The organism is Xenorhabdus hominickii (genome assembly GCF_002632725.1).
GTDB classification, from domain to species: Bacteria; Pseudomonadota; Gammaproteobacteria; order Enterobacterales; family Enterobacteriaceae; genus Xenorhabdus; species Xenorhabdus hominickii.
Genome location: NZ_NJAI01000003.1, coordinates 135,837 through 149,908 on the forward strand (window position 1 = coordinate 135,837; position 14,072 = coordinate 149,908).

At 44.6% G+C, this 14,072-nt stretch carries 8 protein-coding genes and 3 pseudogenes; 6 read left to right on the top strand and 5 right to left on the bottom strand.

Features of this window, described 5'->3' with window-relative positions; all coding sequences use genetic code 11:
* The first annotated feature begins 220 nt into the window (after positions 1 to 220).
* Positions 221 to 1,138 (top strand): annotated as a pseudogene (locus Xhom_RS44990) (integrase domain-containing protein).
* Positions 1,139 to 1,582: 444 nt separating this feature from the next.
* A complete protein-coding gene (locus tag Xhom_RS44985; protein WP_069316999.1) occupies positions 1,583 to 2,191 on the top strand; it encodes a histidine phosphatase family protein in 609 nt (202 codons plus the stop codon).
* Between the two features lie 333 nt (positions 2,192 to 2,524).
* On the opposite strand, the gene Xhom_RS44980 is transcribed toward Xhom_RS44985, so the two are convergent.
* The 3 genes from Xhom_RS44980 to Xhom_RS44970 all read right to left on the bottom strand — a co-directional run bounded on the left by Xhom_RS44980 (position 2,525) and on the right by Xhom_RS44970 (position 8,948).
* On the bottom strand, positions 2,525 to 5,803 hold the full coding sequence (locus Xhom_RS44980) for a type I restriction endonuclease subunit R (protein WP_069316998.1): 3,279 nt from the start codon (positions 5,801 to 5,803) through the stop codon (positions 2,525 to 2,527).
* A 111-nt stretch (positions 5,804 to 5,914) separates the two neighbouring features.
* On the bottom strand, positions 5,915 to 7,354 hold the full coding sequence (locus Xhom_RS44975; protein ID WP_069316997.1) for a restriction endonuclease subunit S: 1,440 nt from the start codon (positions 7,352 to 7,354) through the stop codon (positions 5,915 to 5,917).
* The gene (locus Xhom_RS44970; RefSeq protein WP_069316996.1) at positions 7,344 to 8,948 is read right to left on the bottom strand and encodes a type I restriction-modification system subunit M; all 1,605 of its coding nucleotides are present in this window, start codon (positions 8,946 to 8,948) and stop codon (positions 7,344 to 7,346) included. The genes Xhom_RS44975 and Xhom_RS44970 overlap by 11 nt, the downstream gene beginning before the upstream one ends.
* 462 nt (positions 8,949 to 9,410) lie before the next feature.
* Between Xhom_RS44970 and Xhom_RS44965 the strand changes: the two genes are divergently transcribed.
* Entirely contained in the window at positions 9,411 to 9,647 is a 237-nt protein-coding gene (locus Xhom_RS44965; RefSeq protein WP_145957420.1) for a hypothetical protein, read from the top strand.
* 18 nt (positions 9,648 to 9,665) lie between these two features.
* Here the strand turns inward: Xhom_RS44965 and Xhom_RS44960 are convergent, their stop codons facing one another.
* The gene (locus Xhom_RS44960; protein WP_069316994.1) at positions 9,666 to 10,391 is read right to left on the bottom strand and encodes an SDR family oxidoreductase; all 726 of its coding nucleotides are present in this window, start codon (positions 10,389 to 10,391) and stop codon (positions 9,666 to 9,668) included.
* A 363-nt stretch (positions 10,392 to 10,754) separates the two neighbouring features.
* Complete coding sequence (locus tag Xhom_RS44955; RefSeq protein WP_069316993.1) at positions 10,755 to 11,669, bottom strand: LysR family transcriptional regulator; 915 nt, start codon at positions 11,667 to 11,669, stop codon at positions 10,755 to 10,757.
* A gap of 125 nt (positions 11,670 to 11,794) precedes the next feature.
* On the opposite strand from Xhom_RS44955, the pseudogene Xhom_RS44950 reads away from it, so the two are divergent.
* The 3 genes and pseudogenes from Xhom_RS44950 to Xhom_RS44940 all read left to right on the top strand — a co-directional run.
* Positions 11,795 to 13,174 (top strand): annotated as a pseudogene (locus tag Xhom_RS44950) (MFS transporter).
* Entirely contained in the window at positions 13,174 to 13,584 is a 411-nt protein-coding gene (locus Xhom_RS44945) for a DUF4440 domain-containing protein (RefSeq protein ID WP_069316992.1), read from the top strand. The pseudogene Xhom_RS44950 and the gene Xhom_RS44945 overlap by 1 nt, the downstream one beginning before the upstream one ends.
* 112 nt (positions 13,585 to 13,696) lie before the next feature.
* Positions 13,697 to 13,844: pseudogene (locus Xhom_RS44940) on the top strand (IS982 family transposase); the annotation flags it as partial.
* Between the last annotated feature and the right edge of the window lie 228 nt (positions 13,845 to 14,072).

The window sequence follows — 14,072 nt, forward strand, 5'->3', positions numbered from 1 at the left end:
AATGAGGCGTTCATCCTGATGAGATCAGGCACTGAACGGGGAGCATGTCATCGCTGTGCTGAGCACGTCGCGAGCTCCTGCAATAACTCAACACAATCTCGCCCTGCTACACATTGTCTGACGCACCACGGAACGGTGAACCTGAACCGACACGCAGGGAATTGTTTTAAAAACGACTAAAAATGAATAAAACAAACGCAAAGTAGCAGAAGAGGCGAGAATGGCGCAGGGATCGACACGTTCAAAGGTTGAGCTGTTCAGAAAAGTTTTTATCACGCATGCCCGACAGGCAGGCGGAAGTTTTGTTACGGTGGCGGATCGGGCGCGGATTGCCCGGCACTTCCTTGATTATTTGAAAGACAATGGCATCAAACTCCGCCAAATGGATAGCCTGAAGGTGAAATATATTGAGCACTACATCGCTGAACGCAAAGCCAACAATATCAGTCATCGGACACTGCAAAATGAAATGTCGATGCTGCGAGCCATTTTAGCGCAGGCGGGAAAGCATAAGCTGGCTGATCCCGATAATGCCCGCCTGAGTAACCGGGCATTGGGTATCGCGGATACCAGCCGCTAGGGAACGAAAATGGCGCTGGTACCGGCTGCATTCTGGGACATTTTTCAGCAGGTGGAACAAAAAGACCGGCGTGTCGCGGTTGTTATGCAACTGGCGTATGTGCTGGGACTGCGTACCAAAGAAGCGGTGGAAGCCTACAAATCGTTAGCGACCTGGAAGAAAGCACTGGAAAACGGGCATACGTCTGTGCGGGTGGTGTTCGGTACTAAAGGTGGACGCCCCAGACAGACGGTCATACTGGTTCGGGAAGCCCTGCAACACGCGATTGCTTATGCTGAACGCGAGCAGACCGGGCGTGGCGGCAAACTGATTGATAAACCCACGATCACGCAGGCCATAGACCGTTACCGCTATATTGTCAGACGTGCAGGACTGAGCGGTAATAAAGCGCCACACAGTATGCGTTATCATTTTGCTCAGCAATCTGGGGAGCATTATATAGCGCAAGGATTCAGCGAGCGGGAAGCGCTGGCACTGGTCTCGATGGATTTAGGGCATGGTGACGGGCGAGGGCGTTATATTAAGCAGGTGTATTACCAGAATATTGAGGGCGAATAAGTTGTATTGGAGCACACACGCTCTGTTGCTCTGGTCATTGGAATATGAGCAAAGCAATCTTGAATCTTAGGCGATTATCCCTATGTTACGCTAACTCACTTTTGGACAAAAGTGAGTTAGTTGTACCAAATAAGACTCGAACTGAACGAGATTCAATCAAATAGTCGGCTTAGTACCCAGACTGTGTAAAAACCCTTGTTCATCTTTTGGTCTCAGTACGATGTACTTATGATCAATTGGTCTTAGCTACCGATCCAATTTCAAAGCCAAGTCCAGTATCATCAGATTGGTAAGCATAATCATGGAGATTCTGGCATGTCTCACCATATTACTGGTCAATCAAGGCATCAATCCACGCTCTTTCCAGAACTCATGGACGACTTTGTTAGCGAAGATACATTAATGATTTTGTGACCATGAATGTAACTATGTGTTGAGGTGAACATGAAGAAAATATACTTAATTACGCACGGTGAAGCTACCCATGGTGTGAATAAATGTGTTGGAGGCTGGTTTGACTCTAGCCTCACTGAAAAAGGGCTTGAACAGGCACGACTGGTAAAGAAAAAACTGGTGGATTCAGGTGCTATCGATGATGTCACAAAAGTCTATTCTTCGGACTTAAAACGTTGCCAGCAGACATCAAATGAGATTTTTTCAGGAACACAGCTACCTATAGTGTTTGATTCGCGATTGCGTGAAATGTCATTTGGGAAACATGAAGGAATGGACCAGGATGAACACAATAAACTCATTGTTCCAGCATCTCCGACAGGAGACCGAGAAAACCATAGGATATGTGAAGGGGCTGAGTCAAGGGGTGAGCTTTTTACCCGTGTAGAAAGCTTTATCCAAGATGTTTACGAAAAAAGCGATTCGTCGATTGCTGTAGTAACTCATGGCTTCTCTGCTTCCTTTGTTATTGCCGCATTCCAGAAACTCAAGCTTGACAGTAGTGGGTATGTTTCATACCGATTTGAGCAAGGAAAATACACAGTTCTCGTTGAGGATTATTTATTTAAGAATAGAACGTTGGCTTATCTCAATGTGTAACGAAACAATTAAAACATACCTTGTAGTTGGTGCAAACGAAGGGATTGGTCGGGCTGTTGCTGATTTAATAGTCAGCAAGGGGAACAGACTAATAGCCTTTGATAAAAGCTACGACGAAATCGGATGCTTAAATGCAACCTAAATCGATGTTTGTTGGATGAAATCACGGTTTTTACACAGTCTGTACCAACTGCGGACACTCATAAATGTGGTTCTCTTAACGAATCAAGATGTCCATAAATAACTCTGAGGTGTCTTTCAAATCTGGTGTATTCAGCCTGAGGTGGCAATCAGTTGCACATGTAACTGATTGCCAAACCTCGATGAGATAAATCAACTATGCTGGTACTTCTTGAAGTTCTCTGCCTGCTCCAGAACGCTTTTGTAAACCTCATCGTTAGCCACTGGGGGGAAGCCATAACGGTGTAGCAGCAGGATAAGATCGACTTTCAGCTTGGCCTTAATGTCGTCGCGGTTACTCCAGTCGGGGTACTGGGTACCATCGTCGACAATGACCTTCATCTCCTTGGCTAAGGCCAACATTTTGTCATCGTCGTAGGTAAAATCGTACTTCTGGCACATATGCAGCAGAATATCGAGAAAGGCCTTCTCTTCCATGTCGATACCGATATCCTCAAATGACATCATCTCGGTCTTGATGTCATAGATCATATCAGCCATCTGCTGAGTGAAGATGTCGAACTCTTCACCGTTGAGCACATCGTTCTCTTTACGCTGGTTATACTGTTCAACCAAGGCTTGGAAGCGCTTGGAAAAGTTGATCCCTTGAAGTTGGTTCACCTTTTGAAAATCATTGATGGCTTTTGCCAACATCTTTTGTAGCAGTTGCATCCGGGTGTTGGGCAGCTTGATTTTGCCAATGCGATCCATGTACTCATCATCAAAAATATCGATGGTTTCGGCTTTGTCATCACCTAAGGTAAAGATTTCTTCGACACCTTCCGCCTTGAGTGCTTCGGCTATCATCTCACGCACTTTTTGGTTCATCTGCGCAGTATCAGGGGCATCACCTTTCGTCAGTTTGTAGACAATCGAACGTACCGCTAAATAAAAATGGATTTGCTCACGCTCTTCCTGTGTAATTTCTTCACTACCAACGCAGACATCATAGGCAGCTTTTAAGCGTTTCACTAACCCCATAAAGCGTAGTTCGACTTTCTTCGTCTGCAATACGAATTCAGCCGCCTTATTGAGGCATTCTAATTGCAAGGTCGGTGCACCTGAAAAGTAATCACGACTATCAAAATTATGAAACACTTGCGCCAATAAATGCAGGTGATTACGAACCTCGACGATGGATTGCTGAACATCTTCAAAGTTAGATTTATCCGCCTTCGAGTACATCGCCAACGCCATATTCATTCGGCTTTTAATGCCGATATAGTCAACTACAAGCCCCTTGTCTTTACCTTCGAAACGACGATTTACCCGGGAAATGGTTTGGATAAGATTATGCTTTTGCAACGGCTTATCAATGTAAATGGTGTCGAGTTCCGGCACGTCAAAGCCCGTCAGCCACATATCCACCACAATCGCTATCTTGAAGTTAGACTTAGGGTTTTTAAATTGCTTGTCTAACTCTCTGCGGTACTCTTTAGTACCGAGCAAATTGTACATAGCTTCTGCGTCATCTTTCCCCCGTGTCATTACCATATTGACCAAAGGAAGACTCACTAACTCTTTTTTCTCTTGTTCAGTAAGAGATATACCATCAATAGCCTGTTTCGCTTCAAACCACTCAGGGCGTTGCTGTTTAAGGCTCTGGTAAAAAGCATACGCAATCTCACGGCTGGCGCAAACAACCATGGCTTTACCTTTGATCGTTGAGCCTTCCTCTACGCGTTTTTGGTAATGTTGAGCAAAATCTTTAGCTAGAGCCTCTATGCGGTCGGGGTCACCAAGAATGGAGTTCATGTTAGCGGTTGCCTTCTTGCTCTCTTCAATCTGGTACTCGTTTGTTCCTTGTGCTTCACACTCCTGATAATACTGTTCGATTGCCTCTAGTTTGCTGTTATCAAGGACTATCTTGGCGGCTCGTCCTTCATACACAATGCGAACGGTGATTTCATCATTGACCGACTCCGTCATGGTGTAGCTATCGATAGTATCGCCGAATACATCCAGCGTTGCGTCGATAGGCGTGCCCGTAAACCCAACATAGGTCGCATTCGGTAGTGAGTCATGCAGATACTTGGCAAAACCGTAAGTCTTTTTAACCGTGCCATTTTCCTGATTAATACTGATTTTCTGGTCAAGGTTGATCTGGCTACGGTGGGCTTCGTCAGAGATACAGATAATATTGCTGCGCTCAGAAAGCAGTTGAATATCTTCGGTAAACTTATGAATGGTGGTGAGAAATACCCCGCCACTGGCTCGTCCCGCCAGTTTGTTCCGCAGATCTTGCCGACTCGATACCGGTTCAATAATCTCATCACCAATAAAGGCAGTGGCATTACAAAACTGCTTAGCGAGCTGCTCATCGAGATCGGTACGGTCGGTAATTAAGATAATCGTTGGACTGGCAAAATTGACACTCTTCATCAATAAGCGAGTCAAAAATTGCATGGTGTAGCTCTTACCGCAACCCGTTGCACCGAAATAGGTTCCGCCCTTACCGCTACCACCAATATTCTCGCCACTGCCCGTGATTTGCTTACGCTCTTTTTTAATGTTGTAGTAAAGCTTACGGGCTGCATAATATTGCGGATAACGACAACACACCTTTACTTCATGCTTACTGGTATCAGGGAAGAAAATAAAATTTTTCAGCACGTCCAGTAACCTAACGGGATGGAATAGCCCTTGAAGCAGGGTATAAAGGCCATTGATGCCCTCTTTCTCCGTTGACTCGTTGCCGTTTACTTTGCGCCATGCGTAGTAGAATTCGTAAGGGGCAAACAAGTTGCCCATTTTGTTATTCACGCCATCACTGATAATACACAATGCGTTATAGACAAATAGTTTAGGGATGTCGCGACGATAACGAACACAAATCTGTGTCCAAGCATCAAACAGTGTCGCTTCTTCCTCACGCACTGCCGATTTAAATTCGAACACCACCAGCGGCAAACCATTAACGTACAAAATCGCATCAGGAATACGCCGTTGTAGCCCGCCATCACGCGTTTGCCCCTCTATTTCCAACTGATTGACCAATCGGTAGATATTATTATCCACCTCTGACGCCACTTCTTCACCCGCAAACAGCCTAACCAGCTGGCTTGGCAGCGTTTGGGTATCAATCAGTTCGATATACAGGTCTTTTTGTTTACGGTCTTCACGTTTGAGTAAAAAACCATTACTGAGCCAATGACAGAAGGTTTTGTTGCTTTGGTATAGGTCACTTGCAGGCAAGGTTTGTAACTGTTGTAGGATGGAGGTAATTTCCCCTTCGGTTATGCCTTCCGCCTGATATTGATTGGCGAGATACTGGCGCAGATCATCCGTAATTATCACTTCACTGTTATCTTTGCGTGGAATATCGTTACCCATAAAATGTGGGTAGCAAGGCTGCCCTGCATCATTTACGTGCTGTCCTAGCAAGGTGATAATAGCCTGTTCCAGTTTGGCTTCTGTAAAAATATGGCTCATGTCAGTGGCTTCTTATTGGTTTTTATAGGATTTGTTTTTATAAAATAAGTTTAATCGATTAGATAACAAAAACCGCCTCACAATGGGAAAACTGTGAAGCGGTCGAATTATTTATATCGATGCATCTTCTGCGATACTTGTTTTAACATCGCTTAGGGATAGCTCGCCAGAGATCAACTTAGGTAATAACGCATCACGGAGTTTTTCTAATGCTGACCTTTCTGTAGCATTTAGCGTCATTTTATTGAGATAGCTTTTAGTTGTAACTGTATAGATACCAATTACCTTTGTATTCGGAATGACCATTGAGATGCTTTTGAACGTTTTTTTGCTGATTTCAGCAAATGTTGTACCGCCAGCAATTCCTTTAATTTCATCCATAGAAGAGTTCAACCAATAAAGGACATACTCCGGTGAAAGCCTTTTTGTTGTAGGAATCGCGATATAGCCCTGATTAACCGCAACCGGAATTTTTGTCAGAGCAAGATAACCAATAGGTGCTCGTGAAGACATCAGCACCGTTTCAACTGGGAGTAATCCAGATGTAATTTTATTTAACCCAACATCAGTGATTTTTCGCTCTGTATCGAGCATTATTTTTTCTTTGCTACCCGATAGGTCTTTTGGAGAAGTCCAGTGAATATTTCCCCCCACCCAGAATTCAGGATTTGCAGTGCTTGGTGTAGAGCCACCTTTTACAGTAAGTTCATCACCTACGGTAGATACTTCCCACCCCTTCGGCACCCAGCCACCAAGCCCCAATGAAAGCTCTTCACATTTTTCAAAAGAAGATGGAAATAACTTACGGATATCCTCAGGTAGCGATTTAAAATTACCACTTTCACGCGCAATTTTACGCATTTCTACTCGATGCAATAACTCTTCAGAAAATGCTAAATCCTGCTCAAAAAAACCTGTATCAAGTGCGTTATCGACCACTGGATCAAAATCTACAAACCACGATTTAAACAGAGTTTGTGCCATTTGCTCCAAGGTTTGGTTGATTTGAAGGTTGAGGGAGATTTTTTTCTCTATTGATAGCAAATAGTTACCGATCGAAATTTGCAAATCCTTCGGAGGTATTCGGAATTCATATGAGAGGATTTTTGTTGGAGATGTGTGTTTTACTGTTGTCCCAGTAGCCCCACTGACAACGTGATGTCGATACTCTTTTGAGCGCAAAAGGAAATATAGGAAAGTTTTGTCTAGTGCATCGTCTTTAAATTGTACCAATCCCGTTCGCTGATTGTGCAGGAAGCGTTTAACAGATTGTTCTGGTATTAACGCAGAGTAACCAAGAGTATCAGCCTGCTTACTCAAGTCAGTCATTGTTACAACTAAATTACCAGATTTTAAAACATAGTCACTCGGAACGGGACCATCGTAGTACTTGTATTTATCCCCTTTGAACCCTCCACCAATTGCGAAGTTACCGGGTGTTAATAGGCAATTAGATGTAGGTGAATCTTTGAAATACTCTCCCTTGAAAGCAAAACCGTGTTTGATAGAAATGTGTCTATTAAGGCAAGTTACTGGCCATTCATTCCCCATAACCCAGCACCTCCATATTGGTACGGATAGCCTTATCCAACTTTTCTGCTTCATCCATCTGGCGATATAAAGTTTGAGTCAACTCCTGCATCTTGGTTTCAAAAGCAACGCCGTCATCTTCCACTTCCGCAGCGCCCACATAGCGCCCCGGCGTTAATACAAAATCGTTAGCCTTAATATCGTCAAGGGTAGCAACCTTACAGAAACCCGCCTGATCTTGGTACTCCTCAATACTAATTTCTTTAGCTGCAACACGGCGCTTAAGTTCGCTTTCGCTACTGCGCCACGCGTGGAAGGTATCGGCGATAGTGGCAATATCATCATGGGTGAGTTCTTTTTGGGTACGGCTGATCATAGTGCCGAGATTGCGCGCATCGATAAACAGTGTCTCGCCTTGACGATCACGGTAACCATATTTAGCGCTAGTTTGCTTACTCTTGCTAATAAACCATAAACAAACCGGAATTTGTGTAGTGAAAAAAAGCTGGCCGGGTAAGGCAATCATGCACTCGATACGGTCATCTTCTATTAGCTTTTGGCGAATTTCCCCTTCACCACTGGTGTTGGAACTCATCGAACCGTTAGCCAATACAAAACCCGCGACGCCGTCTTCGCTCAACTTAGAAAGCATGTGCAAGATCCATGCGTAGTTGGCATTACCAGTAGGTGGAGTGCGGAAACCGGTAAAACGGGGGTCGTTAGTCAGTTCCGCTTCATTGCGCCAATCCTTCAAGTTAAAAGGAGGATTAGCCATGATGAAATCAGCTTTGAGATCAGGGTGCTGGTCAGCAAAAAACGTATCGGCTGGGCGTTCCCCTAAGTTGCCAGTGAGACCTCTTACTGCTAAGTTCATTTTAGCCAGTTTGTAAGTGGTGCTGGTGAGTTCTTGCCCATAGATAGCAATATCTTTGCTTTTTCCTTGATGGCTATCAACAAATTTAAGTGACTGTACAAACATACCGCCTGAGCCACAGCAAGGGTCATAAATCTTGCCCTGATAAGGTTCGAGCATTTCGGCTAGCAGTGTTACCACCGATTTAGGGGTATAGAATTCGCCGCCCCCCTTACCTTCACTGGCAGCAAATCTTCCTAAAAAATATTCGTAGACTCGACCGACCAGATCTTCTTCCGCCAGACCGCACTCGCTTGCAAGGGTATCAATATTCTCAATGCTATCGATGAGGGAAGCGAGCCTTTTCACCTCTAATCCCTGACGGGAGAAATAGTTATCAGGTAAAGCCCCCGTCAGCGATGCGTTGCTCTTCTCTATAGTAGACAGGGCTGTGTCGATAATTACCGCGATATCATCTTGCTTCGCACGGGCTTTGACGTAAGACCAACGAGACTCTTGAGGCAAAAAGAAAACGTTATCCTGCTGATAGAAAACATCCATATCAACAAAGGCTTCCTGACCGTTAGCAATTAATTGGTTACGTTTGGCTTCGAACTTATCACTGATAAATTTCAGGAAGACCAAACTCAACACTACATGCTTATATTCGGAGGATTCTATGCTACCACGCAGTTGATTAGCGGTATCCCAGAGGGTCTCTTCGAAGCCTTTGTTGGTTTTTTTAGCTGGTGATTTAGCCATGTAAATAGGTTCTCTTTTTTTACGAAAAATAATCGGAGTTCTGCATATTGAGGACTAAGCTCTGGCAAAGAAGAAATGCCATCACTAGTTAATCCCTCTTCTGTCGTCCGATAATATATATAAAATGATCTTGGATGAGATTATCTCATAAAATCAGTCTGACTTAATTGCACCAGGCCAAAATGGATGTAATTTTGGTATCCCCACAGATGGGCTAGGCAATCGACCGCTCACAACCTGCGTCTTCATAACTAGGAAAATTGACCGAGTTTGCACAACAAATAGTGGTTAAACAGCTTGTAGCAGTATTGGAGTCCTATGTTGTAACTGATCGGCGCCAAAAATTAGATACAACCGTCACTAAGTCATGTCGGTATGATTGTAAATATCCCGCATAATCATGCCATCCACTGTCAGCCCTGTGCCAATAGCAGATGCTCATAGAGTTGGGGAGCTTCAACCATGGCAAAGTCAGCCCATAATAATTCTGAGTTATCAATTAAACCTGTGGCAATTCAATTTTCAAGCTCAGCAATGAAGCCAACATGCCTAAACATAAAACGCCCTGTTGATGTTGGCACTGTTGCAAATTTTTGCTGGAGATGGTTTCCCTACTACATTTTGTTATTTCTATTACTAGAAACGCAATATGTTGTGGCAATAGAGTTCCATTTTTATAGAAATCAAATTTTGCAGTAGTGCCCATTTAATTTGGTTTTAAGCTTCTTGCTTAGTGGACGCAAGAACAATTTCTCTGATACAGATATTTTGAGGTTGGCTGTAGGCATAATTTATAGCCTTAGCTACATCTTCTGCGGTTAGAACCTCACCACCCATACTTTTTTTCCAGTCTTGATATTCTTCTTTTATTTTTTTATCGGATGTGTGGCTTAATAGCTCAGTTTCGACTGCACCCGGAGCAATTATTGTGACTCTTATATTGTACTTTGAAAGTTCTTCTCTTAAATTCTCACTCATTCCATGTACAGCAAATTTTGTACCAACATAAACGGTATGGTTAGGAAAAGTTTTACGTCCGGCTACTGAGCTGATATTTATTATGGTTCCGTTTTTTCTGTTTATCATCCCTTTCGTTACAGCACTAATACCATTCATCATTCCTTTCACATTAACATTTAACATTTGTTCCCATTCGTTAGAATCTTGTAATTCCATGCTTCCTAACAGCATGACTCCTGCATTGTTAATTAGAGCATCAACGGGACCAAACTTTTGTTCTGCTTGTTCTATTGCTTTGGAAAATGATTTTTTATCTGTAACGTCAACTGCCATACATAATGTATTTGGCAAATTTAGACTTTCCATTCGTTCTATTCGTCGAGCGATTAAAAGTAGTGGATAGCCATATGAGGAAAGCAATTTTGCTGTTGCCTGACCGATTCCTGAACTAGCTCCAGTTATTACGACTAGTGGCTTTTTCATTGATATATCCTCATTAAGTAAATTTATATCAAAATGATAATTCTTACTTTAAAACTAAAGTTTTTGATGAGAAATAGTTTATTTTTTTCACTGAGATAAAAAAATTATAGATAAGGATCAGTTTTTGGTCTTTATTAAAGTGTCCGAAAATCCTTGACTGCTACACTAGCTCGCTGGATCAGAACGGAAAATTTTTTTAGCGTGCTTGATGTAAAATTACACAATTCATTTTGAAAATTTCTAAGCCGAAAGGTTGTTAGCCTTTAAGAGGGGGGCGCGATAAGTTTGCTATCATTCCGTTTTTCCTGAAGTCACTCATCGCGAATTTTGCTGATGTGTTTGAGATTGGTTGTTTAGATTCTGTTATTGTTTGCTGTTGGGCTTTTCGATCCGGCTTTGTAAGAAATCGATAAATGTCCGGACGTTTTCGGAGACATGGCGGGTATTGGGATAGAGCGCGTAGATGCCTTGCCTGGGAAAGTGGTGATCAGGCAGTAATGGGGTTAAACATCCGTTGGCAATATCTTCTTGCACCAACCAAGCGGGCAGTAATGCCACGCCTGCGCCACTGCGGGCAAATGCCCGCAGTGAAGTCGCGCTGTCAGCCATAATCATGGGAGGAGCATCTGCCCTGAACAGTACATTGTCGCCTGCAGGCGTCAAAACCTGCCAGCTTAATGGTGTGGCAAGACGGCTATGTGCGATCCAGCGCGCACTTTGCAGTTGTTTCAGGTCAGTGATGGTATTGTCATGATGCGTCGTTAAATATTCTTTTGAAGCGACAGGTAGAATATCGAACCAATCGATTAGCTTCGCATGATGAGTAGAATCTGCCAGTTGGCCAAGACGTATTGCTACATCAAAACGTCCAGAGATCAAATCATCATTTTTTGATGACGATACGTGCTGGATGCGTAGTTGTGGATGCAGGGCGGCAAATGCCGAGATCACGGGAACCACAACTCTGGCCCCATATTCCTGCGTGGTGGTGATACGCAGCATGCCTCTCAGGCCGGCATGATCGCTGCGGACATCGCCTAGGATTTTTTCCATATCCTGCAACAGCTGCAAACAGTGCAGATAAAAACGTTCGCCGGCATCGGTGATGGCTACCTGCCGGGTACTGCGACTGAGCACGGAAATGCCTAATTCCTCCTCAAGCTGCTTAATGTTAAAACTCACTACTGCTTTGGTCAGCCCCAGCGTATGCGCCGCGCCGGTAAAACTGCCGGCTTCCACTACCGCCACAAATATCTCCAGACGTTGCATATTCAGCATGGATCTTCCTTATGAACTTGGATTATTGTCAAAATAATTTAGACAGTGTAACTGCAAAACGTCGATTTATCTTTTTTTTTCTAACTGTATACTGCGCCCATTATGTTGTTTTTCATGAGAAATATATGAATTATCGGGTGCGTGTCGCCAGCGTCTATCTGCTGGGTTTTTTCATCGATCTGGTCAACATGTTTATCGCCAACGTCGCCTATCCCGATATTGGCCGGCAGCTTAATGCGCCGGTTAGTCAGCTGGCGTGGGTGAGTAATGGCTATATTCTGGGATTAACGTTGGTTATTCCCCTAAGTAGTTGGCTGGCAAAACGAGTGGGCTCAAAGCGCCTGTTTATCCTCTCATTGATTATTTTCATCATCGGCACCGGCTGTACAGCCGGCGCCTCCCATATTGAGCAACTCATTGCCTGGCGCGTGGTACAGGGACTGGGCGGGGGACTGCTGATCCCTGTTGGTCAGGCAATGACTTATGCCCTTTATCGCAGTCATGAGCGGGCAAAACTCTCTTCGGTCGTTATGCTGGTCGCCTTAATGGCGCCGGCGCTCTCTCCGGCCATCGGCGGCGTGCTCGTGGACAACGTCAGCTGGCGCTGGGTATTTTTAGCCAGTTTGCCCTTGGCATTCGTCGCATTGATTCTTGCCGTTTGTTGGCTGAAGAGTGATGTGCGTGCCACCAGTGCCGAACGGCTGGATTTCAGCGATCTTATCTCGGGCTGTCTGGCGCTGACTCTGATTCTGCTAGGCCTGACTTACATGGGCGAATCCGATCGCCTGAGCTTGGGGGCGGCGTTACTGGGCTCTGGTATTGCGCTGATGTGCTGGTATGTACGCACTTCGTTACGTAAAACGCAACCGTTGCTCAACCTGCGTCTAATCCAGAAGCCGATGCTGCAAACCGCGATGCTGATCTATCAGCTTATTCCGGGCATTTTTACCGGCGTCAGCCTGATTACGATGCTGTATTTGTAGGATCAGCTTGGGATGCATGCCACCCTGGTGGGCGCGATGATGTTTCCCTGGGCGATAGCCTCATTTGCCGCTATCTCTCTCACTGGCAAAAAGTTTAATAAGGTCGGGCCGCGTCCGTTGTTCATCATTGGTTGCCTGGTGCAGGGGATCGGTATTGGATTATTACCTCTGGTTGGCAGTGCCGATGACGTGATTTTGGCGGCTGTCGCTTATGCATTGATGGGATTCGGGGGCAGCCTGTGCAGCAGCACCGCGCAGAGTTTGGCGTTTATTCAGATACACGATGCTGAATTGGCGGATGCCAGCGCCCTGTGGAACATTAACCGTCAGCTCAGTTTCTGTTTGGGCGTGACGTTAATCAGTTTATTACTGAACGTGTTACTCAACATATCAGGTATTCAGCAAACCCAGGCTTATCATCTGTGCTTTGCACTGGCGGCCATCAGTGCTGTCATTCCCGTCTTACTCTGCCTACGGATAGCTAATAGCAGAGTTATTCTTACGTTTAATCAGGAGAAATGATGAATCGCTACTTTCAGGAAGTCTTAGATGCTCACGTACTGATCCGCCGTTGGCTCGGCGATGCCAGCAGTCCCGCCGAGGTGTGTGAAGATTTGTTGGCACGTTTCAGCCCAGCCTATTCCATGGTGACTCCAGGTGGAGGCCAGCTTGATTACACGTCGCTAACTTCGTTTTTCCGTACGCAATGCGGCGCAAAATCGGGGCTGGAGATTGAAATCGACAATATGCAATTGATTGCAGAGAGTGCTATAGGGGCTACCGTGACTTATCAGGAACGGCAACAGCTGCCAGGCCAGAACGCAACGCTGCGCTTTTCGACCGTGGTGTTCGAGTTGGAGGCGGATAATCAGGTGATATGGCGTCATCTGCATGAGACAGCTCTTCCTTTATCAGCATTCTCATTGGATTAATTTCCTTAAATCGGCTGGATGTTAGGGTATGGGCATTCAGCCGTGTTACGAAATACAACTCATGTTTTTTGTGCAAAACGTAGGATTAAATCGCATCAATATTAGCAAGTGTTTTCACATGTCATATTACCGTAAATTTAAAGCCTTCTATGTGGAGTTCTCTGGAAGTATCACAATCATAATTTCCCAGCTTGCTCAGTTATACTCGTTCCACCAGTATTGCACCTTCCGGTTTAGTGTCACTATGTAGTTATCTGACAAATTCAGGCTAAAAATAGGTTCCCGATATAATTCAGCTAGCGACACCAACACACAATGGGGCAGAAACATGCTGGCGATGATCATGCCCCGATATGTCCTTGGGCATAAATGAGTTAACCCAAAGGTAGGTAACGATCTGACGATGATGAGAAAATATATGGCTAACTGCCAGGTCAAGTTCGAGTGACGACTAATACACTTCAATATTGCCTACTATGTCTCATTTT